This window comes from Chloroflexia bacterium SDU3-3, from assembly GCA_009268125.1.
Classification (GTDB): Bacteria; Chloroflexota; Chloroflexia; order Chloroflexales; family Roseiflexaceae; genus SDU3-3.
The window spans coordinates 141961-164285 of sequence record WBOU01000013.1 but is presented as its reverse complement, the minus strand read 5'-3'; the positions used below and the strand labels follow the sequence as shown (position 1 = coordinate 164285).

Genomic DNA, 22325 nt, shown 5'->3' with positions numbered 1-22325 from the left:
TTGCTGGCTTGTTGCCGGGCGCGCGATGTTTTAGCCGCAGGCCTGCTCGCGCTGGGCGGCGGTGGCGTGGTAGTAGCTGTGGTAGAACGCCAGGGTGTCGCCCAGCCCCTCCTTCATGCTGCACACCAGCGTGTGGTCGGGCAGGTGCATCTTGGGGCACGAGCCGAGGCAGGCCGGGAGCAGCGCGCAGCCCTTGCAGCTGGCGCTCTCGAACGGGTCAAAGCCGTGGAAGGGCGCGTCGCCTGCGAGCTGCCGCATGGTCTGCGCGATATCGCCCGTGTTGATCTGGGCGAAGGCTGTCTCGGTGGTGCCGACGGCGGGCACGCACTTGCCGATCCGGCCATCGGGGCTGATAGTGTACGAGTTCCACAGCGCCGCCGCGCAGGGGTGGTGGCGCGCGCCGGGCTTGCCGTAGACGCGGTAGCCCTGGTCGGCGAGGAACTGGCGGAAGTCCAGCTCGAGGTCGGCGAACTCGGTGTACGAGAGGCAGTCGTGCGGGATGCACTCGATAATGCCCCGGCTGGTGTTCAGGAAGCCGAGCCGGAAGTCGATGCGCGAGTCGGACACGCCCTGCTGGCGGAAGAAGGCCACCACCTGCTTGGCCTCCTCGGCGTTCTCACGGTCGACGTTAATGCGGATGGTGACGCTGCCGGTGGCCTCGGCGATCGCATCGAGGTGCTGGGCCAGGAAGCTGTAGTAGGCCTGGGCCTTGGCCAGCGACACCTGCTTGCGGTGGGCGTAGGTGCTGGGCACGCCGTCGAGCGGGATCTGGATGGCGCGGATGGCCATGTCGCCCAGCTGCGCGATCATCTGCGGCTTGATCAGGGTGCCGTTGGTCAGCATCTCGGCGTGGTAGCTGGCCCCGCGCTCCTCGCAGAGCGCCAGGAAGGAGGCGCTGAGCGAGCGGATCATGGCGTAGTTGATCAGCGGCTCGCCGCCGAACCACTGCACCACCAGGCGCTTGCAGCCCACCATCTTCTGCTGCACGAACGCCAGCACGCCCTGCGCGAAGTTGGCCTTGTCGGCCTTGGTGTGCTCGATGTTCTGCTGGAAGCAGTAGGTGCAGCGCAGGTTGCAGGCCATGGATGGCACGATGGTAAGGTAGAGCGCATCCTGCTCGGCCTGCGCGTCGAGGAACTTGCGGTGCTCGCGCTGGTACTCGTCGTCGCCGATGGGCACGATAAAGCCGAGCGCACGCAGCCCCAGGCAGAGATCCTCGTCGTGGCTGCGCCCCGTCGCCGCGATCTCGCGCAGGGCATCTTCGAGCACGGGCAGCTGGCCATCGCTGAGCGCCAGCGTCTCCGACGAGACGCTGTTGAAGAGCATGTAGCCATCCTGCGCGGGGACGACGACGTTAAAGCACGAGGGCTTCCATTTTTGCGTTGCTGTCACGGCCCGCCTCCTCTCTAGCTTAGCCGCAGGCCGGGTCGCTGGTTGTAGGGGCACAGCGGCGGCGTGTCGTAGATCGACCCATAGGCGAAGAACGCGTCGCGGTAGCAGCGCCCCTTCTCCCAGATGCACGGCTCGAACTGCTCGCACTCGTAGCAGAGCGTGCCCTTGAAGCGCTCGCGCGAGGGGTGGATGAAGGTCTCTAGCTGGGCACCCTGCCAGATCTGGCGGATGGACTGGGCGGCGGCGTTGCCCACGATATACGGCGTGTCGAGCTTCATCTGCTCGCAGAGGAAGGCGCTGCCGTCGGGCGCGATGCCCAGCGCAAACCAGCCGCCGCCGCAGCCGAGCCGGTTCTCCCACACCTGCTGGCGCAGCTCGGGGGCCAGGAAGGTGATGTCGTTGCTGCCTGCGGTCAGATCCTCGTGCAGCTCCACATCGGGGTACTGCGCGCGGATGGCGTCGAACTGGGCCTTGAGCACGGGGATGTGCTCGGGCTGCACGAACAGGCTGTCGGTGTGGCGGTGGAAGGTGCGGTGGTAGCGCACGAAGGTGAAGACCCTGGCCCCATGTGGGTAGAAGTGGTCGACGATCCGCTTGGGCTGGTCGTAGTTCAGGCCGGTGATCACCGCCTTCACCTTGGGCATGATCCCAAAGGAGAGGAAGTTCTCGAAGGTCTCGGTCATCTTGGCCAGGCGCGGCTTGGTGATGCCGAGCATGCGCATACACAGCTCATCTTCTCCGGCGTCGATGCTCAGCTGCACGGGGCGCTGGATGGCACCCTGGATGGGCCGCGTGAAGCCCGCATCTACCAGCCGCCGGATGGCATCCTGGCCCATGTGGGCTTTGGTGGAGAGCAGGAAGAGCATATCGTGCTCGATCAGGCACTCTAGCAGGTCGACGCCGTCGGCGCGGGCCAGCGTGTCGCCATTGTCGGGCGAGCACATCTTGATGCCCAGCTGGGCCATCTCGCCGATCAGCTCGCGCCAGCGCGCCAGCGGCAGCTCGGGCACCTTCTTGCGCTCGGCGTAGCAGTAGACGCAGTTGGTCTGGCAGCGGTGGGTGAAGACGGTGTAGATGTTGATCGGCGTGTCGAGCCGATATTTATTTTTGGTGTCGCGCATCCTGGCGGCGTAGGCCGAGGGCGCGACGACGAATTCGCGCGGGTCGTGGGTGATCGCGTGGGCGATCGGGGTGTCGGCGATCTGCAGCACGCCGCGCAGCCCGATGCCGGTGGCGGTGGGCTGCCTGCGCACCAGCAGATCGACCTGCTCGATCAGGTAGGCAAGGGCATCGTCGGGAGCGCCGGGGAAGAAGTGGCTAAACAGCTGGCGGATCTGGGCGAAGGGCATGCTGCCGTTGAGCAGCGAGAGCGCGAAGCCCTGCTCCGGCTCTAGGAAGTAGAACTGGGTGTTGACATAGTCGAGCGGGTAGAGGATGGGGCGATCGCCATCGATCTTCAGCACATACTCGGGGTTGATGGCGACATACTGGTGATCCTCGATGATGCGTTGCTGCTGTACCACGGGATGCCTCTCTCTGGTGGGCCGCGCGCCGTCGCCGCTGGCCTAGCAGCGGCGGCGGCGGCGCGGGGCTAGCGATCTACCACTACCAACAGATCATGCAGGGGCAGAGCGTGCAGCCGGTGCAGCCGCTTGCCGCCTTGAGATCAGTCTCGGCGCGCTCGCTCGGGGCCTCGGCCAGCTTGATGTTCAGGCCCTTCTTCTCGATCAGGGTCTTGATCTCCTCGACCAGTTTCTGCGACTCCAGGGAGGTGGCTTTGCCTTCGGTTCCGAGTGGGTTTGGCATGTTCATTCCCTTTCATGACGATAAAAACCGGCTACAGCGAACAGTAAATGAGGAGGCGTCGGCGTATGGGCCAGGATGCAGCGCCGAGATACACGCCGTTTCCGCACGATGCGGGCAATATGGTCGAGCGACGGTCTAGCCACACAAGGTTTTCACGAATATGGCTCTCTATGAACCTGTTGATACGTCCCCACGCCGCTGTACTCTCTGAGGGGGGGCTAGCACTACAGATCGAGTAGTGTGATCTCGGTGTCAGATCGTTATGGTAGGCTAGATAAGCGTATCTGCTTTAATCAGACAATACATGCAGCAGCGACAGGTGTGGGGATACGCAGCTGCTCTATCACCTCCTCCATATTCAAAGGTGTGGCTAGGTGATGCACTCGCGATAGTATGCAGCATACTATGTTAATCATCGATAGCGTATTGCGACCTGATGAATACATGCGCTCGGCGCATAGCAGGAGGTTTGAGGGCGTCTACCCCAAGAAATACGATCTCCTGCCTATATTGATCAGATAGCTTGGCTCTGTGCTAGAGCACTATTTATTTTGAAAGAGTAGCTGGATTGAATTTCGAGCGTGGATGCTTCATTGCATATGCTTGCTCAGGTTGCGCTCGGACTACATGTAGATCATATGCGGTTATTCAAAGATTTCAGGTAAGCAAATCATGTTCTTGGTGGTAGAATATCAACGATAGATGCCTAGTAGTTTCTAATGCGTAGTATAAAAGTGGATATGATCAAATATTAAGTGATCGGGTGTATGGGATGAGTTTTGTTGCTATACTTAAATGTATTGCCACATAATCTATATTTTGTGGTCATTAGAATGTATACATGCTGCGAAAATGTCCTAACTATATATGCGGCCTAGGCAGGGCGCGGGCTGTGCGCCGAGCGATACGTCGACATCGCTCGGCGCGCGGCCTAGGCAGCCCTGCCTAGGCCGCGTGCATGTGGCCTACGCGAGGCTAGCCGCCGAGCTGCCGCGCCAGCCACCAGAGCAGGATGGCGGCGCAGCCCACCCATATGAGGATGATCACGGCGGCAGCTGCGCGGCTGGTGGGCCGCGCGGCGGCGCGCTCTTCGGCGGCGCGGCGGTGCTCGGCCAGCAGCGCGGCGGGGATGAGCCGCACAGCCAGGGCGATGCCCAGCGGCACCAGGATGAGGTCATCGAGATAGCCGAGAATAGGCACCACGTCGGGTATCAGGTCGATCGGGCTGAGCGCGTAGGCCGCGACGCAGGCGGCCACGGCCTTGGCATACCACGGGACGCGCGGGTCTTGGGCGGCAAGGTAGAGCGCGACCACATCGCGCTTTAGGGCGCGCGCCCACTGCCTTAGGCGCTGGAGTAGAGGTTGTTGGTTCATGGGGTGGATTGTAGCAGAGAAATGCGGCAGGGCTGGCTGGCGGGCTTGGCGCGGTTGTTCGCATCTAGGATGAGGGTACCACACACCCATACGATCGGAGGAAGGCGATGCCTCAGCCCGCCCTAGTATATGCCCTGTCGTCCGTCTTGGAACGCCTCGAACCGTGGCTTGCGTAGCAGTTGCCCGATCTGGATGTGGTCGCACGCCGCCATTGTACGCATCTGGTGGCGGGGATTATCGAGCAGCAATCGTAGCACCTGCGCGCGCGGTGGTACAATGCCTCCAGCGGCAGCTTCGCCAGCGTCGACCCCTACGCGGGCGACCCGGCCAGCCCCGCCAGCCTCGCGCCGTACATGTACGCGTATAACCAGCCGACATTATTGCTTGATCCGAGCGGTCGATATGTTGTGGATGAGAATACGATGCAAGCATATACTTGTAACCCGCCTGTTCAACCTAGCTTCAGCATTAGCATGCCAGATGAGAAAACGCGCTATAATTCAGATGAAATACTCCTATCTCAGTGCTTATCACCAATAATCTTAAAATACGCAAGAATTCATGCCATGCCTGGTGATGGTTTTGATAAAAATACGTTTGCAGCCTTGATGGCAGCTATTATCCAGATGGAAAACGGTGACTCGTCATTTGAGGATTTCGCAAATAGGCTTGCGAGTCCTATTTATAATCATATATTAAATGGTAACTCAAGCGTTGGTGTTGCCAAACTTCGTCCTGAAAATGCTGAGCAGGTGTACAATTGTGATATTCTAATGACGAACGATAAACATATATCTGTTGATTTTTCTCCAACTTATATTCCGAAAAACAACATGAATATTATAACAGGTGATAGGGATGGTAAATTCGATAAATCTGATTATGCCACTTTCTCTCTTTTATTGACGTTTTCTACTGAGTTTTCAATAGAGATGTTAGCTATAAATCTTAAGGCTGGAATATTAAGAGCAAAAGCAGAGGGTATAAAACCATCTGTACTTAATGTTGCTACATGGCGTAATAAAGGCGTACAGGATCCTAAAGCACTCCTAGAAACAGGTTATTATCCTTATGGTGTGAGGGTTGCTGTTGAATTCTTACCACGCGCTGCGAAAAATATAGGAGTGTCGTTGCCGGTAAATGTAAACTATTATAATGCTGATGAGAAGGTACTGGTTGATAAGTTTTATAATAGGCTGTTTTCCCAACTATTTCAAAGTGATTTATAGAACCCTAGTGGTGCGGCTCTACCTGAAACTGTCATATGCGTGCACTAGACGTCAGCAAGGGAAGTTGCTGATTGTCTATCCCTTGCTCCAGCAGCTATTTACCCAGTGGCTTATCTTCATTATTTAAGATTCGATCGTCGTAAGCGGCTATATTGTTGTATCACTGCTGTGCGATGTCTATTACAAGGAAGTTTATGATGAACAGATTGTTTTTCCAGGTTAATAAAAATATATATGTAAGATACACATTGTTAGTTGTAATCATAGCTCTTATATCGCTTTTTTTGTATATATTTATTAAAGGGTCTGATCATTTTGATTATCCTTCAAATTACTCAAACCTCAAGGTTGGTGGAAAAGCTTGTGGTTCTGGTGGTTGTAATAGATATAATAATTATGATTTATATGGCAGTTCTGATGAAATTATTCATTTCTATAATAGCAAGGGTTACGCGTGTGTAGAGGTAGATATTTCATCTGGGGGTGCATTATTTCGTTTTATAGACCCGCCTTATACGCAATGTGTTTTAAATATAGGATCGGATGAATCACGATATATAGGATTTAAAGATGAAAATATAGGTTTAATAAAAGTCTCTATGTGGTCATTTTGGAATGAGTAATTTGACTACCGTACAGAAAGTATGTGCGGAATTGGGGGCTAAAAAAGGTATGTATCAAATCTGGTAAGAGGGGTTCCGGCTTACTGCATGACATGTTGTTTTATGGGTGGTCCCTTTATCGCATTATAGAGCCTTACACCATCATTTTGTGTAAACATGGGAATACACAAAGCTCAGATATTGGTGCAAGGCTTTCTAATTAGCTATTTGATTCGTCAGCCAAAAGAGCATGTCATGCAGTAAGGGAGCTTGTGGGTGCATGCTTGCCACCAGCGGCAGGCATAGGCCAGAAAACAGGTGCGGTCACCGACCAGATTCGTGACCACATACCACGAGGTGGTTCGGCCATCCGCCGTACGCTGGCGCGACAGACACACCGTGGCCGTGCGCGTCGCCCCCTTCCAGATGCGCACATCCGGGAAGAACCGCTGGCGTTGGGCGCGCTGCCGCAGGTTACGCACCGCGACCCAGCCCGCATCCGGGTGCTGGATCAGGGTATCTTCCTGCAACCGAATCAGGTACTGCCAGCCCAGGGCCTCGACCGCCGCGATCAGGGCATCGGAGGCGTAGGCACGATCCGCCAGCAGGGTGATGGTTTGGCCTGCGGGAAACAGCGCATGGATCTGCGGCACCAGCGCGCGGGCATCTTCAGCCCAAGCACCGTTGGTGGGATAGATCAAAAATCCGAACGGCAAGCTCACGCCATCGCTGGCCCAGCCGATCACCACAACATTATACAGATCGGTATGGCAGGTTTGGTCGATGGTCACATACGCATCGGCGGGCGGGATATGGGCAAGCAGTTGCCGCACCAGCGGATAGTACACCTGTTCCAGCGTTAGGCGAGTATCGCGAATGATTCGCTGGACCTGCGTGAAATTGCTGACGGCTTCGGCCTGAAAGGGACTGGCCGCCGCAATCTGGCGCAGCAGCAGCGACTGCTGCTCAATGATCCCCGCCACCAGTTGCGTAAACCGGTGACGCGCAACCGCCTCCAGATCGGGCAGCTGCTGCGCAAGCCACAGTTCGAGGCTTTCCAAAGCAGACGACATGGCATATACTGAAGCGGACTGAGGCATTGTGTTCCTCCCATAGGTTGTGTGTGTGGTAACCACATCCTAGCGGAGTTCGCGGCCTCAGTCAATTTTATGCATTAGGATGCGATCTTCTTCAAAACCCTTGTACAATGTCATGCAATAAGCATATTACAGATATGTTTTATGAGTCTCTTGCTGCGCGCAAAGCTGGCGTTATTGTTAGACCTGATGACAATAGTATCTATAATAATGCTGCCATTCGTACACTGGGTTTAGATCCGGATATCATATTCACGATTGCACCAAATCCACAGCTTGGCGGAAGTTTTGGCCTTGACGCTGCAGCTATGACGAGATTGGGGACTCTTATTTCTATTACTGCTGGGCGTGATGCTATGGATAATTTTATCAGAGAATACACTGATAGATTACGTATAAGCGTTCAAGAGTTCCGTACGGGTATTCCAGGAAATGGAAGTCGGTTTTTGAGACGAAAGAATATATTCACCCTTAAGGCTTTAAATGATATGGAGGATTATATGGGGTATATGTTTGATGTGATGAGGTTTTTATGTCGAGGTTTAGACGATCAGAAAAAATTATCCAATCTTGGCATTGAGTCGATGAAAGACATACAAATAATAAGATCATATTCTCGTACTATGAGGGAAAAAGATCGAGAAATACCAGATGATGTATTATATTTATTAAATAGAGAACTTATAAAGTCTATTGATGTGGTGGTGGATATTTATTTTGCTGTATTATTTCCTGACAACCGAGAAGGCATGGGTATGTCAGAATTAAGACCACATAACTCTTTTCTAGATGCTGTGAGATCTATTTCTAAGGTAAGAGTATTAGATTTATCATCTGTTCTTGATAGTGAAGACATGGTTGATGTAGAAGATAGATATCCTTTAGTAATTCGAAGGAAATACGGAAATAATTTAAAAATATATTTATTAATTGAGGATAGTATTTTTGTTATAAGATACATATATGCCGAATTTGGTGATAGATTTACAATTGATGAAACAAAAGAGTTTACATCTATATACGATGCCGTAGATGAAATAGATGATCTCATAAAAAGATTACCGTAGGCGAAGGTAGTTATATCTAGCAATGGTGGTCATCGAACTCGGGCGAGATGTCTTTTCCCCTACTCCGGGTACGTACGGATATGTTGCCCTATTCCCACACACCTCACCACCGGCGCGGTGGGTCGTCACCCCCACCGCGTCTCCCCCCCTAAAACTTCACATAATCAACCGCATTATCATCCAGGTTCTGCAAGTCGTGCGCGTAGCGCATCGTCGTGCGCGGGTCCTTGTGCCGCGCTGCCGCCTGGGCCAGCGTGACGAAGCTGTGGCGCAGCGCGTGCGGCCCTAGGGGCTACGCCGCCACCGCCGCCCGCACATGGTACACCGCCGACACGCTGGGCAGCGTGCGCCTCACCACCAGCGACACCGGCGCGGCGCTGAGCAGCATCGACGACGACCCGTGGGGCCAGGTGGAGCGCGGCGCGCCCGCCCGCTTCGGCTTCACGGGCGAGCTCCAGCAGGGCAGCAGCGTGCACCTGCGCGCGCGGTGGTACAATGCCGCCAGCGGCAGCTTCGCCAGCGTCGACCCCTACGCGGGCGACCCGGCCAGCCCCGCCAGCCTCGCGCCGTACATGTACGCGTATAACCAGCCGACGCTGTTTACCGACCCGAGCGGGCGGTGTATTGCCTGGCTCGATCCTTACTGTAAATCAGTTGATTGGTTTATTCTTGAAGCAGTACAAGGGAGAGTGCATGAATATTCAGGCTTTCATGATTCAGCGCTCTATTTTGCTGGAGTTGCTGATGGAGTAGCATCTCCTGTCAAAACCGTGTATGCCTTGACGCAGCCGCAAACCTGGCAGAATGTAGGTAGAGGATACCAATATCTAAAAGAGCATCCTCAGGAAGGATCAAACATACTAAAGGAGGAATATGTAGATCCTGTTGTGCGTGGAGGTAGCTTTGTGTTGAGCAATCTTGCGACGCCTGGCAATATTATGCATAGGGTAAATGATAAGCCTTATGAGATTGGGCAGGTATTAGGTTCGAACGCACCCATAGGAGTTATTGGTAAATTTGCCCTTCGAAATCTTATGCCCTATCGATCGCTTATGATGGGTGGTCAAGAGGCTAGTACTTTATGTACTACTTCAGCTCCTAAGGTTGCAAAATTAAAGCTCTTTCCATATAAGTTATTGCCAGGCCAAGAAGGTTTTGTGCCTAGGATGACGGGATTATTTGATCCAATGGCAGAAAGATTCAGGGGATTAGTTACCCCCGAACATGTAGCTGTACGAAATCTAGATGGTAGTATTACGGATCGTACTATACTTATGAATATAAGTAGAGCAAATAAATGGATACTACCTGCTGAATTGGAGAAATTTAGAGGCATTGACACATTTGACCTGCGAACATATAATAAGTTGCTGGATACTTGGCAAGATTTATTTACCAAGGGATTAGATGCTAATGGTATAAGCAAAACATGGAATAATTTAAGTAAAGGGCTTATAGAACAAGACACAACACCAAATCAAAACGGTGGTGGATTAGATATACCAGATGATTTTTGGCAACTACCAGATGATTATTAATTGATTAAAACTACATAACTTATTTAAAGGTAAAAGCAAGGTGTTAAAAACTTTGCTTTTACTAATATGACTTTATATTTGTGTATATTATGGCCTTATAAGGGATGCATTGTATGACTAAGAATATATCTGTATGCGGCGCGCCGTGTGTTGGTAAAACTAAAATGATCCAAACACTATCTTGTATAACTAATAATAAAGGCTGTATTATTTCTAGAAAACCTTGGGAAAATAAGATAGGACTTAATTTTAATATAAATAAACCATACTACATATCATCTATATCAGGTCCGTTCCTAGAGGAAAAAGATGATATTTACAAGGAAATCATTGATAATTCAGATGCGATTATATATATGTTTTCTGTAGATTATCCTACACCTCGTGAGGATTATTCGTATGAGAAATGGAAACGCATATCTTTCCAGATGGATAAGTCAAGAGTAAACATACCATGGGTTTGTGTAGTTAATATACCAGAAACTATATTGTACCAAAAAAGTATAGATATCATACCTCAAGAACTACGTTCAAATACGATTTATAAAGATGTTGCAAATCCAATGGACGTTAGAGATATACTCACATATGTGATAAAGGCTATGATGTAAGTCTGATGGTTTTTGAGAGCGGATAGCTTGGTAGAGTTAAATAAAACCGTCTGCCTCTTATAGGGGTTGAGCCGACATACGTGTAATAATAGGAAATCAAGGATACAGAACATGTAATCGGCTGCTGACGGGCGCGAACCAGTGTTTTGGCAAGCGATGGGGCAGCGGGCAGTGATGACAAAGGCACGAGACCAAAAAGCGAAGCCCCAACGAGACGAGGCTGAGGTCGCAGCGATCCGCACGAATACATCGATGGGATGCCCAATTCCGGTGAGTGATGACCCCAAGATCCACAACCCACAGATGGGCGAACGCGGCATCGCACCCACCGCGCTCCCTTGCCTCTCCTCAAAACTTCACATCATCCACGGCGTTATCATCCAAGTTCTGCAAGTCGTGGGCATACCGCATCGTCGTGCGCGGGTCCTTGTGCCGCGCCGCCGCCTGGGCCTGGGCCACGCTAGCCCCGCCCCGGATGGCCAGCGTGACGAAGCTGTGCCGCAGCGAGTGCGGTGAGCGGCCCTGTGGCACCCTCGCGCCCACGCATCGCCCGCGCAGGCGTCACGGTTAGGGCTGGCTGCGCGTGGGGCAGCCTCCCCGCATGGCCCCGCGCCTGTTGTAGCGCTGTTTGTCCCCTTGGTGTCTTGGAGTCTTGGTGGTAAACGGTTTTCGCGCCGTGGTACGCAACCGACGCGCTGGGCAGTGTGGGGTGGTGCGCCGACAAGCTGACGCAGCGCCACCCCACGCGAGCGGCGGGGATCGGCTAGCCCTTGATCCCGGTGGTGGCGATGCCCTCGACAAAGAAGCGCTGGCCGAGGAGAAACACGATCAGCACCGGCAGCATGGCCAGCACCGAGCCGGCCATCCACAGATCCCAGCGGCTATCCAGCCCCTCGGACTCCACGAAGGTGGCCAGCCCCAGCGACAGCGTGTAGAGGGCCGGGCGGTTCAGGTATATCAGCGGCGTCAGATAGTCGTTCCACTTGGCCACGAACTCAAACAGCGCCACCGCGATCAGCGCGGGCTGGATGAGCGGCAGCATCACATCCCAGAAGGTGCGCAGCTGCGACGCGCCATCCACCAGCGCGGCGTCGCGCAGATCGTCGGGGATGGTCATAAGGAACTGGCGCAGCATGAAGATGTAGAAGGCCGAGCCGAACAGGTTGCCCGCCCACAGCGGCCAGAAGGTGTTGATCGTGCCCAGCTGCCGCCAGATCAGGAAGGTGGGCACCATGGTCACGCTGCTGGGCAGCATCATGGTGCCGAGGATGAGCGCGAAAAGCGTGCGCTTGAGCGGGAAGCGCAGCTTGGCGAAGGGGTAGGCCACCAGCGCGCTGGAGAGCGTGATCGAGACGATCGCCAGCAGGGTCACGATCGCGCTGTTGAGCGTCCAGCGCAGGAAGTCGGTCTGCTGGATGACATCGGCGTAGTTCTGCCAGCGCAGCGCAGCGGGGATCAGCCGGTTGTCGAAGATCGTCTCCGGCGTCTTGAGCGATGTCGAGAGCAGCCAGACAAACGGCACCACGTAGAAGATCGCCAGCGCGGCCAGCGCTGCGTAGATCAGCACGCGCCAGACGGTGAGGCGTGGGCGCGGCTCCTCGATCTGCCGCTCCGCCGGGGCCTCGAAGATGCCTGCAGTATCGAGCATTACGCATTCCCCCCCTCGTAGTAGACCCAGCGGTTCGAGAGCCAGAACTGCAGCGCGGTGAGCGCCACGATGATCACAAACAGCACCCAGGCCAGCGCCGAGGCGTAGCCCATCTTGAAGTAGGCGAAGCCCTGGTTGAACAGGTACATGATGTAGAACAGCGCGGCGTTGTCGCTGCCGCCGTTGGCATCCAGCAGCACCACCGACTGGGCGAAGATCTGCAGCGAGCCGATCACGCCGATCACGGCGGTGTAGAACAGCACGCTGGAGAGCATGGGCAGCGTGATCCGGGCGAACTTCTGCCACGGGCTGGCCCCATCCACATCCGCCGCGTCGTAGAGCGCCTGCGGGATGTTCTTCAGCCCGGCGAGGTAGATCAGCATGGCGCTGCCGCCGGTCCACACGCTCATCAGCACCAGGCCGGGCTTGATCCAGTGGGGGTCGGATGTCCAGCCTGGGCCGGGGATGCCCAGCAGCCCGAGCAGCTGGTTGAGCGCGCCGTCGGCGGGGTTGAGGATGAAGCGCCACAGCAGCGCCACCGCCACCACCGGCGTGATCGAGGGCAGGTAGAAGGCGGTGCGCCACAGCGGCACGCCGCGCACACGGGCGTTGAGCAGCAGGGCCAGCCCCAGCGCCACCGCCATATGCAGCGGCACGTACAGCGCGGTGTACACCAGGGTGTTCACCAGCGCCTTGCGGAACATGTCGTCGTAGCCCAGCATCTGCGTGAAGTTGGCCAGCCCGACCCAGCGCGGCGGCTGGAGCACGTTGTAGCTGGTGAAGCTGAGGGAGAGCGAGGCGAGCATCGGCCCTGCGGTGAAGACCACAAAGCCGATCAGCCAGGGCAGCATGAACAGGTATGCGGCCACGGCCTCGCTGCGCCGCATGGGCGAGGGGCGCGTTTTGCGCTGCGTGTGGGCCTGGGCGTTCATCGGGTCTCCTTCTGCTGCGTGTGCGGCCAAAGGTGCTTGCTTGCCTACGCGAAGGCGGCGATGGCCTGCTCGGCGCGCACCTGGGCTCGCTCCAGGCCATCGGCGGGGGCGCGGCTGCCCAGCAGCGCGGGGTTGACGGCGTTGTTCATCAGGATGTCGGTCAGCTCGGTGATCAGCGGCGAGCTGGGGATGGCGCGGCTGGGCTGCAGCAGCGTGGGCAGCAGGCGCACCACCTCGTCGAACTGCGGGCTGATCGGCTGGTAGACCTCGCCCACCATGATGGCGTCGGCGGCGCGGCTGCCAGTCAGGGATGGCACGTAGGGCGCGCCCTTGGCCGTGTTTTCGGCCAGCTGGGCCTGCGCGCCCACCCGCCAGCTCTCGGGCGTGGCCATAAACTTCATGAACTGCCAGGCCGCCTCGCGGTTGCGCGCGCCGCGCGGCATGGCCCAGGCCTGCCCGGTGGTCATCGCCACAGTGCCGCCGTCGCGCCCAACGAAGGGAAGCACGCTGAAGCGGTGCTCGGGGGCAAATTTGGCCACCATGGTCAGCAGCCAGCTGTCGTAGAGCGTGATCGCCACCTGGTTGAGGATGAAGGGGTGCTGGGCATCCCAGCCCCAGCTGTCGGCGAAGGCCTTCTGGGCCTGCCGACCGCCCTGGGCGTTGGCGGTGTCCACCACATATTGAAGCGCATCGACATTCTTGGCATCGCGAAAGGTAGCCTGCCTGCCGTCGCCGCCGATCAGGCTGCCGCCGTTGCCCCACGAGAACATCCAGAAGAAGCCATCCGCCGCCCGCGTGTCGAAGCCGACCCGCGTGATCTTGCCGCCCTCGCGGCGGGTGAGCCTAGCCCCGTACTGCTGGAGCGCAGCCCAGTCGGCGCGGCGCACGTCATCCACGCTCAGCCCGGCCTGCTCAAGCGGCTCGTGGTTGACCCACAGGGCGCGCACGTGCGAGAACTGCGGGATGGCCCAGGTTTGGCCGCCGTAGCGCACCTGCTCGACGGGCGAGGCGTAGAAGTCGTCCAGGGTCACGCCGTCGCGCGCCATCAGGTCATCGATCGGCTCAAGCGCGCCGCGCGCGGCCCACGAGACGATGGTGTTGCGGTCGAGCCAGAGCAGGTCGGGCACCTCGCCGCTGACCACGGCGGTGAGCACCTTCTGATCGTTGATCTGCGGCACCAGCTCAAGCCCGATGTCGGGGTGGGCGTCGCGGAAGGCCTGCACGCGGGCCTTGGCCAGGGTGTTATCGGTGCCAAAGCCCCACTCGGTGATGGTGGTCGGCCCGCCCGCCCGCGCTGGGGCCGCCGCCCGACCCGAGCTGCACGCGGCCAGCGCCGGGGCCAGCGACGACGCAGCCGCCAGCCCGCCCAGGCGCAGCAGCTGCCGACGCGAGAGCGCGCCGCGCCGTGTGGTGTGCTGTCCCATAGTGTCGGAAGCCTTTCCACGAGACCAAGATGGACCCAAGCAGGGGGCGAGGTAGGGAGAAGCGCCTGCGGGGCATCATCTAGCAAGAAGCAGGCCGATATGAGGCGGCGCGCAGCAGCCATGGGAGGAGTTTTGGCTGTGGCAGGGTCGCCTAGCGGCAGTCGCCACTCGGCTACGCCGAGGGCGGCGGGGCAGGCGGAAAGCACATGATAAACTGGCTCCCCTCGTCAGGCGCGCTGACCACCCGGATCGACCCGTGGTGCTGCTGCACCACCTGCTGCACGATGTACAGCCCAATCCCCATGCCCTCAATCGCGATGTTCTCGCCGTGCTCAACCCGGTAGAACAGATCGAACAGGTGCTGCTGCGCGGCCTCGGGTATGCCCAAGCCAGTGTCGCTCACCTGCACGCAGACCCCCTCGGCGGCCCGCTCGACCGTAACCTGCACATGGCCGCCGAGCGGGCTGTACTTAATCGCGTTATTGATCAGGTTGGTCAGGGCCTGCTCAAGCCGCAGCGCGTCGCCCACCACGATAGCGGGCGCTACGCCGCACTGGCACGCGATGGTGTGGTGCTCAAGCAGCGGCTCGGTGCGCTCCACCAGGCGCTGGGCCAGCTCACACAGGTCGACAGGCTCGGCGGGATCGCCGCCCACCGTGTCCGTCGAGCCGGCAAGATCGAGCAGGGTGGTGATCAGCCGGTGGATCCGGAACGCCTGGTCGATCGCGCTCTTGAGCGAGCGCTGGTCGCGATCCTCCAGCGCGGGGGCCACGCGGCGCTGGAGGATCTGCAGGTTGCCCAGCAGCGTGGTGAGCGGATTTCGCAGCTCGTGGCCAGCGATAGCCAGGAAGTGGTCGCGGATGCGGGTCGCCTCCTCGGCTAGCGCCTGTGCCCGCTGCGCCTGGGCAAGCAGCGACTGGCGCTCCAGCTCGGCCTGGCGCTGGATGGTCACATCCTCAATCGCCAGCAGAATGGCCTCGGCACGGTGGCCCGGCTGATAGACCTTGCGGGCGTTGAGTCGCATGACTCGGTGGCCAATCGTCGGGAAGGTGTGCGCGACCTCGAAATCATGAAAGGCCGTGTTGTGGGAGATGCTCGCTTCGAGCAGCGTGCGCAGGGCGGGGATGTCCCACTGCCCGTTGCCCAGATCGTAGATGCGCTGCGCCTCGGTGGCGGCAGGATCGGCCCGAAAGGTGTGGTAGAAGGCGCGGTTTGCCCGGATAACGCGAAGGTCGTTGTCCAAGATAAGCAGCGGTTCGCGGATGGTCTCGATGATGCCGTTGGCAAAATCCAGCGCTTCCTGATGCTTATTTATCAATTGATCGCTCATCAGCTTTCTCTAATGATAGCGGCGTTGCACATCCAGTCAGGTCTGACAGCTACCAATCAGCAGCGGTTAAGGCGCGAACATAGCCGCCCATGCCTTCTCCTGCGCGTCGCCGCGTGCGGTCACCAACATGCTACCCTCTGTAAGCACGTAGTATACCCAAACGAGCCGCGCATCGGCGGACGCTGCTCGTGCGGCGAACCGATGTGGTGAAGCGGTCCTCGCTTGGGGAACACTTGCCGCCGCACCCGGCATGCCCTATACTACGCCCATGATACTTGGGGAACATAGCGAGGGCACCCATGCCAAAACCTACCCGCCACCGCCTGATCTGGAGCCACGAGCGCGGCGGCTACGCCCTCTACGAGCACGGGCGGCCCGAGCCGCTTCCCGACGCCGACGACGAGCGGGCCTGGCTAGCCTGGCTTGAGGGCCAGCGCTCCTTCGCCTTCGAGGGGCGGAGTGGCCAGATCACCCTGCTGAAGGAGCGCCGCCCGGGCAGCGGCTCGGGCTACTGGTACGCCTACCGCCGCCAGGGCAGCCGGGTGGCCAAGCGCTACCTGGGGCGCAGCGCCGAGCTGAGCGCCGAGCGGCTGGAGCGGGCCGCCGCCGAGCTAGCCGCTGCGGGCGAGGCTGTTCCCCAAGCCGGCCCCGCGCCTCGCCCGCCCATCCTAGCCCCCAAGCTCCAGCTCCCGCGCCTGCCGGGCGGGCTAGTGCAGCGCCAGCGGCTGGATGCGCGGCTGGACGCGGGGCGAGCCTGCGCGCTCACGCTGGTGGTCACGCCTGCGGGCTTTGGAAAGACCACCCTGGTGGCCAGCTGGCTGGCGCGGCAGGGCGGCAGCGCGGGCTGGCTGGCCCTGGATGAGCAGGACAACGACCCCGCCCGCTTCTGGCGCTACCTGATCAGCGCCGCCCAGAAGTTCGCGCCGCAGGTGGGGCAGGCCGCGCTCGGCGCGCTGGCGGCCAGCATCCAGCCGCCCTTCGAGCAGCCGCCCCACGAGCTGCTGCTCGCCACGCTGCTGGCCGACCTGGCCCGGCTGCGCGAGCCGCTGACCCTGGTGCTGGAGGACTACCACCTGATCAGCAGCCCCAGCATCCACAGCTCGCTCTCCTACCTGCTTGAGCACCTGCCCGGCGCGGTCCGCCTGATCATGATGACGCGCAGCATCCCACCCCTGCCCCTGGCCCGGCTGCGCGCCCGCGGCCAGCTCTGCGAGCTCTCCGCCGCCGAGCTGCGCTTCTCGCCCGAGGAGATCGGGCAGTTCTTCGCGCAGGCCAGCGGCATCCAGCTGGATGCGCCCGACCTCGCCCAGATCGAGCAGCAGACCGAGGGCTGGGCGGCGGGGCTGCGGCTGCTGGCACTGGGCCACAGCGCCAGCAGCCAGCCGCTGGCCCAGCTGGTGGCCAGCTTCAGCGGCAGCCAGCGCTCGGTGCGCGAGTACTTCACCGAGGAGATCTTGCAGGCCCAGCCGCCCGCCACCCAGGCCTTTCTGCTGCGCACCTCGGCGCTGCGCATGCTGAACGGCCAGCTCTGCGACGCCGTGATGCAGCCGACCGATGCCGCATCCTCCGCCGCCACGCTGGAGCAGCTGGCCAGCGCCCAGGTTTTCCTCGAACCGCTGGATGGCCAGGGCCAGTGGTACCGCTACCACGCGCTTTTCGCCGACGCCATGCGCCACGAGGCCCGCCGCAGGCTGGGCGACGCCGCGCTGGAGCAGGTGCTGCTCACCGCCAGCCAGTGGTACGAGCAGCACGCCATGCGCGCCGAGGCCATCGAGGCGGCGCTGCAGGCCCGGGCTTGGCAGCGGGCGGCGGCGCTGATCGTCGACCTGATCGAGAGCCAGCAGAGCCAGATGCTGGATGAGCGCGGCGAGTTCCTGACCCTGCGCCGCTGGGTCGAGCAGATCCCCGAGCACATCCTCACCGCATCCCCCGTGCTGTGCTTCGGCTACGCCGAGACGCTGCTGCTGTGCTTTATGACCGAGCAGCAGCCCGAGCCGAGCGTGGCCGTGCTTGAGCACGCGCTCGACCACGCCGAGCGCGGCTTCCGGGCCGCAGGCGATCTGGAGCGGGTGGGCGAGGTGTTCGCCTTCCGCTCGCTGATGATCAAGCACCTCGACCAGATCAAGGCCAGCGTGGGCTGGGCCAATCAGGCGCTGGCGCTGATCAGCACCAAGCACAACATCTGGCGGGCGGTCGGGCTGAGCACGCTAGGCACCGGCGCGCTGTTCAGCGGGCAGCTGGATGCGGCGGAGCAGATCTTCCACGACATCCAGCAGATCAGCGCGGAGATGGACCCGATCTACCGCGCCAGCAGCCAGCTATTCATCCGCGCCAGCATCGGCATGTACAGCGATGTGAGCCGCGAGCGCGGCCAGCTGCACGAGGCCAAGCGGGCCGCCTTGCGGCTGCTGCACGACGCGCGCGAGGTGAGCGACTGGGATGATATCGCCAATGCGCTGCTGGTCCACGCGCGGCTGCTGTACGAGTGGAACGCGCTCGACCGCGCCGAGGAGGCGCTGCGCGAGGTGGCGCGCATCGGCGAGCACTTCGACGACGAGGAGTCGCAGTCGCAGGTGCCCGTGCTGCTGGCTCAGCTCGCCATGGCGCGCGGCGACGCCGCCCAGGCCCGCGAGCTGCTGGCCCGCGTGGCCCAGCCCTGGCGCGGGCCGCAGCCCAGCATCCGCTGGTACCAGCGCAGCGCCTGGGCGCTGCTGGCCCAGCTCGACATCCGCGAGGGCGACCTGTTCGCGGCGCAGCGCTGGCTGGCCTGGCGCGACCGCATCGACGCGCCGGTCCGCCACTTCCAGCACCAGCGCGAGCAGCTGCTGGCCGCGCGGCTGCTGGCCGCCCAGGCCCAGCACGGGCATGCGCTAGATACACTAGCCGCTGTGCGCGACCAGGCGCGGCAGGCGGGCCACGCCTACCTCGCGATCGAGGCGCAGGCCCAGCTTGCGGCCACCCACGCCGCCGCCGGGCAGGCCGCCCAGGCCCAGCAGGCCGCGCTGGATGCGCTGGCCCAGGCCGCAGGCGAGGGCTACATCCGCAGCTTTGTAGATGCGGGCGATACGATGGGCGATCTGCTGCGCTCGCTGCGCCCAGCCGTGCGCGGCACCCCGCTGGCTGGCTACCTCTCCACGCTGCTGCGCGCCTTCCCAGCCGACCCGCACGCGAGCAGCGCCCTGGGGGCCGACATCACCCCACAGGAGCAGCGCGTGCTGCTGCTGCTGGCCGAGGGCCGCAGCAACCCCGAGATGGCCGAGCGCCTGGTGGTCTCGGTCAATACCATCAAGGCTCACCTCAAGAGCATCTACCGCAAGCTCGATCTCGGCAGCCGCCACGAGGCGATCATCTGGGCGAGGCAGCGCCTGCGCGGCGAGGCGACCGCCGAGGGCTAGGTTTATACTACCCGCCCACACTACCCGCCTGGGGAATACCGCGCCGCAATGAGCAAATCTATACTGCTGGTGTACATCCGATATATCTGAAAGCAAGCGCTGGAAGGCCACGCGCTTTTAGATAGAGAGAAGGAGTCCACCAGTGGAGACATCACCTCGCGAGCGGCGCGGCCCGGGCGGCGGCACGCTGATCTTCCTCATGATCATCGCCTTCATGAACACGCTGGGCTACGGCCTAGTCATCCCGGCGCTGCCCTTCATCGTGCGCCAGTACGCCAGCTCCCCCGACCAACTGGCCATGCTCATGGCCTGGCTCGGCTCGGTCTACGCGCTCTGCCAGTTCCTGGCCGCGCCGGTGCTGGGCGCGCTCAGCGACCGCTTCGGGCGCAGGCCGCTGCTGCTGCTGTGCCTGCTCGGCTCGGCACTGGGCTACGCGCTATTCGGCCTGGGCGGGGCGATCTGGGTCATCTTCCTCGGGCGGATCATCGACGGCCTGACCGGCGGCAACTTCAGCATCCTGGCGGCCTATATCGCCGATGTGGCCAAGCCGCAGGAGCGCAGCCGCTACTTCGGCATGCTAGGCGCGGCCTCGGGCGCTGGCTTTATGGTCGGGCCTGCGGCGGGCGGGTTCCTGGCCAGCCTGGGCTACAGCGTGCCCGCCTACGCCGCCGCCGCCGTGGCGCTGGCCAGCCTGGCCTGGGGCCTGCTGGCCATGCCCGAGAGCCTGCCCAGGGAGCGGCGGCGCACCTCCTTCGCCGCCGCCGAGCTGAACCCCTTCAAGCAGTTGGGCGCGGCGCTGGCGCTGCCGCAGCTGCGCTGGCTGTTCGCCGCCACCTTCTGCTTCGCGCTGGCCTTCGCCATGATGCAGTCTAATGTCTCGGTGCTGCTGATCGACCACCTGCGCTGGAATGCCGACATGATCGGCGCGATGTTTCTAGTGATCGGTATCTTCGACATCGTGATGCAGGGCGGTATCGCGGGGTGGCTGCTGCCACGCCTAGGCGAGGAGCGCATGAGCGTGGTGGGGCTGGTGTGCGAGGCGGCGGGCTACGCTCTGATGGGCGCGATCGTCATCATCCCCTCGGCGCTGCTGATGCTCGGCGCGATCACGCTCTACGCCGTGGGCACGGGGTTCCGCGAGCCAGCCACGCGCGGCCTGATCTCGCAGGTATCCGACGAGCAGCAGGGCATGGTCCAGGGTGGCAGCCAGGCCATCCAGTCGCTGGCTACCGTGGTCGGCCCGCTGATCGCGGGCGTGCTCTATGCCCAGGTGGGCCACGCGGTGCCCTACTGGGCGGGCGCGCTGGTGGCGCTGCTGGCGGCGGCGGCGGTGGTACGCTCCATCCCCCCGCTGCACGCCCACCGCACCGCAGCCCCCGCCGAGGCGCTGGGGTGAGGGGAAACGAATACCACGAAGACGCGAAGGGAACGAATACCACGAAGACGCGAAGGGAACGAATACCACGAAGACGCGAAGGCGCGAAGATCTTTTACCACCAAGACGCCAAGACACCAAGGGAACAAATACCACGAAGACTCGAAGGCACGAAGATCTTTCACCACCAAGACACCAAGGGAACAAAAGGCCCTAAAAAAGGCGAGGAGCCAACCCTCACCACCCGGCCCATGCGGCGAAGGTGCCGCTAGCGTTTTGCTGGCCATATGCACGAATGGCAGCCGCCATGGAACGGCATAGGAATGCCCAAAATTGGGGGTTCGAAGGGGGTTACACCCCCTCGCGGGGTTACTAGGGGCTGGCCCCTAGTCGCCGCCCGCGCAGGGCACACACCCACCAACCACGAGGAACCACCATCGTGGAAAGAACAGCAGGGCCGACCGAGCAACGCTTCAAGCATTGCCTACGGTCGGCCCAACGCATAATCTCACGTAGCACATATGTGCCGATCTACGCCTTTTCCCTGCTATAATAGCCACGCTATCTAGCACTCCAACACGGCGAAAGGCAAAGAACGCATATGATCGAGGTTATACCCGAGCAGGTTCAATCGGCATATATCTATCTGCACTCGGCTGGCCGCAGCGGCGACGAGATGCGCCCTTTCCTCCACACACTCACAGCGTATCTGCCCAACAGCTACATCTTGGCCGACGACGGGCTTATCTGCGGCTCGCCCATGCCAGGCGACGGATCATACTATGGACATGCAGAGAAGCGCTACTGGTTTATGTTTCCGATGGCTGACGCCGTATCAACCGCCAGCTTCATCGAGCACAAGGCCCAGGTCGGCGCATCGATACGATCCGCCGCAGGCTATGTCAATCGGCTCATCGATCAGATCAAGCGGCGATTTGATATTCCGACCACTCGCATATTTCTTTGCGGCTTTCAGCACGGGTCGTGCCTAGCGCTCTCTGTGGCGATGATGCGGAATGATGATCCTTTGGGCAGCATCTTTCTGGTAGAGCCATACTATCTAGAGTCGCTGCATGCGGCCGATGAGAAGATCGAGGGGCGAACCACCGTGATCTGCGTCGAGAATGCATTTATGCGCGCCAGAACGCATCAGTTCCTCGGTATCGCCATGGATGAGCAGCTAAAGGCATTTGGCATACGCACCGAGCGCATCCTCACCGACAGCGGTGAGGAGCACCTGACCGATGAGATCATCGCCAGCATCGGCGCATACATCGGCGCGCGGCTGGGGGGCCAGAGCTAGCCCCCGAGCGCCGCCCGCACCGCGATGCGCTACAATGCGGGCGACGGTAGATCATCGCTGTAGGGGCGGAGATCGTGTCCGCCCACAGCGCAGTGCCGTGCAGAGCAGCGAATGCGCGCGATGCTATCGATGCCCGCGCCGCGTGCATCGCCCTCAATGCAAACGATGTTCGCGATACTGGCTGGCATACAACCCGCCCCTC

The 22325-nt window shown here is 60.0% G+C and carries 18 protein-coding genes; 8 read left to right on the top strand and 10 right to left on the bottom strand.

Going from position 1 to position 22325, the window contains the following annotated elements; genetic code table 11:
- Positions 1-30: 30 nt before the first annotated feature.
- The 4 genes from F8S13_19995 to F8S13_19980 form a co-directional block, all read right to left on the bottom strand.
- Positions 31-1392, bottom strand: coding sequence for an SPASM domain-containing protein (locus F8S13_19995; GenBank protein ID KAB8141378.1), 1362 nt, complete (start codon positions 1390-1392; stop codon positions 31-33).
- Positions 1393-1406: 14 nt separating this feature from the next.
- The gene (locus F8S13_19990; protein ID KAB8141402.1) at positions 1407-2897 is read right to left on the bottom strand and encodes a radical SAM protein; all 1491 of its coding nucleotides are present in this window, start codon (positions 2895-2897) and stop codon (positions 1407-1409) included.
- A 100-nt stretch (positions 2898-2997) separates the two neighbouring features.
- Positions 2998-3198 carry a hypothetical protein gene (locus F8S13_19985; protein ID KAB8141377.1) on the bottom strand — a complete coding sequence of 67 codons (201 nt, stop codon included), beginning with the start codon at positions 3196-3198 and terminating at the stop codon, positions 2998-3000.
- A gap of 975 nt (positions 3199-4173) precedes the next feature.
- Positions 4174-4662 (bottom strand): DUF1232 domain-containing protein, encoded by a 489-nt coding sequence (locus F8S13_19980; protein KAB8141376.1) that lies wholly within the window; start codon positions 4660-4662, stop codon positions 4174-4176.
- A gap of 332 nt (positions 4663-4994) precedes the next feature.
- On the opposite strand from F8S13_19980, the gene F8S13_19975 reads away from it, so the two are divergent.
- Positions 4995-5801 carry a hypothetical protein gene (locus tag F8S13_19975; GenBank protein ID KAB8141375.1) on the top strand — a complete coding sequence of 269 codons (807 nt, stop codon included), beginning with the start codon at positions 4995-4997 and terminating at the stop codon, positions 5799-5801.
- 197 nt (positions 5802-5998) lie between these two features.
- Positions 5999-6424: a hypothetical protein gene (locus tag F8S13_19970; protein ID KAB8141374.1), complete on the top strand. Its 426-nt coding sequence runs from the start codon at positions 5999-6001 to the stop codon at positions 6422-6424.
- A 215-nt stretch (positions 6425-6639) separates the two neighbouring features.
- On the opposite strand, the gene F8S13_19965 is transcribed toward F8S13_19970, so the two are convergent.
- Complete coding sequence (locus tag F8S13_19965; GenBank protein KAB8141373.1) at positions 6640-7503, bottom strand: transposase; 864 nt, start codon at positions 7501-7503, stop codon at positions 6640-6642.
- Positions 7504-7637: 134 nt separating this feature from the next.
- Between F8S13_19965 and F8S13_19960 the strand changes: the two genes are divergently transcribed.
- From F8S13_19960 to F8S13_19950, 3 genes are all read left to right on the top strand, one after another.
- On the top strand, positions 7638-8567 hold the full coding sequence (locus F8S13_19960; GenBank protein ID KAB8141372.1) for a hypothetical protein: 930 nt from the start codon (positions 7638-7640) through the stop codon (positions 8565-8567).
- A 209-nt stretch (positions 8568-8776) separates the two neighbouring features.
- Positions 8777-10105 carry a hypothetical protein gene (locus tag F8S13_19955; protein KAB8141401.1) on the top strand — a complete coding sequence of 443 codons (1329 nt, stop codon included), beginning with the start codon at positions 8777-8779 and terminating at the stop codon, positions 10103-10105.
- A 113-nt stretch (positions 10106-10218) separates the two neighbouring features.
- Positions 10219-10716, top strand: coding sequence for a hypothetical protein (locus tag F8S13_19950; GenBank protein KAB8141371.1), 498 nt, complete (start codon positions 10219-10221; stop codon positions 10714-10716).
- A gap of 348 nt (positions 10717-11064) precedes the next feature.
- Here the strand turns inward: F8S13_19950 and F8S13_19945 are convergent, their stop codons facing one another.
- The 5 genes from F8S13_19945 to F8S13_19925 all read right to left on the bottom strand — a co-directional run bounded on the left by F8S13_19945 (position 11065) and on the right by F8S13_19925 (position 16050).
- On the bottom strand, positions 11065-11274 hold the full coding sequence (locus F8S13_19945) for a tyrosine-type recombinase/integrase (protein KAB8141370.1): 210 nt from the start codon (positions 11272-11274) through the stop codon (positions 11065-11067).
- A 205-nt stretch (positions 11275-11479) separates the two neighbouring features.
- Positions 11480-12364, bottom strand: a complete 885-nt coding sequence (locus F8S13_19940) for a carbohydrate ABC transporter permease (GenBank protein KAB8141369.1) — start codon at positions 12362-12364, stop codon at positions 11480-11482.
- Positions 12364-13251: a sugar ABC transporter permease gene (locus F8S13_19935; GenBank protein ID KAB8141400.1), complete on the bottom strand. Its 888-nt coding sequence runs from the start codon at positions 13249-13251 to the stop codon at positions 12364-12366. The genes F8S13_19940 and F8S13_19935 overlap by 1 nt, the downstream gene beginning before the upstream one ends.
- An 89-nt stretch (positions 13252-13340) precedes the next feature.
- On the bottom strand, positions 13341-14720 hold the full coding sequence (locus F8S13_19930) for an ABC transporter substrate-binding protein (protein ID KAB8141368.1): 1380 nt from the start codon (positions 14718-14720) through the stop codon (positions 13341-13343).
- 172 nt (positions 14721-14892) lie between these two features.
- Positions 14893-16050 carry a PAS domain-containing protein gene (locus F8S13_19925; GenBank protein KAB8141367.1) on the bottom strand — a complete coding sequence of 386 codons (1158 nt, stop codon included), beginning with the start codon at positions 16048-16050 and terminating at the stop codon, positions 14893-14895.
- A 299-nt stretch (positions 16051-16349) separates the two neighbouring features.
- Here F8S13_19925 and F8S13_19920 point away from each other — a divergent pair, with 299 nt between their 5' ends.
- From F8S13_19920 to F8S13_19910, 3 genes are all read left to right on the top strand, one after another.
- On the top strand, positions 16350-19445 hold the full coding sequence (locus tag F8S13_19920; GenBank protein KAB8141366.1) for a hypothetical protein: 3096 nt from the start codon (positions 16350-16352) through the stop codon (positions 19443-19445).
- A 142-nt stretch (positions 19446-19587) separates the two neighbouring features.
- Positions 19588-20841 (top strand): TCR/Tet family MFS transporter, encoded by a 1254-nt coding sequence (locus tag F8S13_19915; protein ID KAB8141365.1) that lies wholly within the window; start codon positions 19588-19590, stop codon positions 20839-20841.
- Between the two features lie 706 nt (positions 20842-21547).
- A complete protein-coding gene (locus F8S13_19910) occupies positions 21548-22123 on the top strand; it encodes a hypothetical protein (protein ID KAB8141364.1) in 576 nt (191 codons plus the stop codon).
- Positions 22124-22325 lie beyond the last annotated feature (202 nt).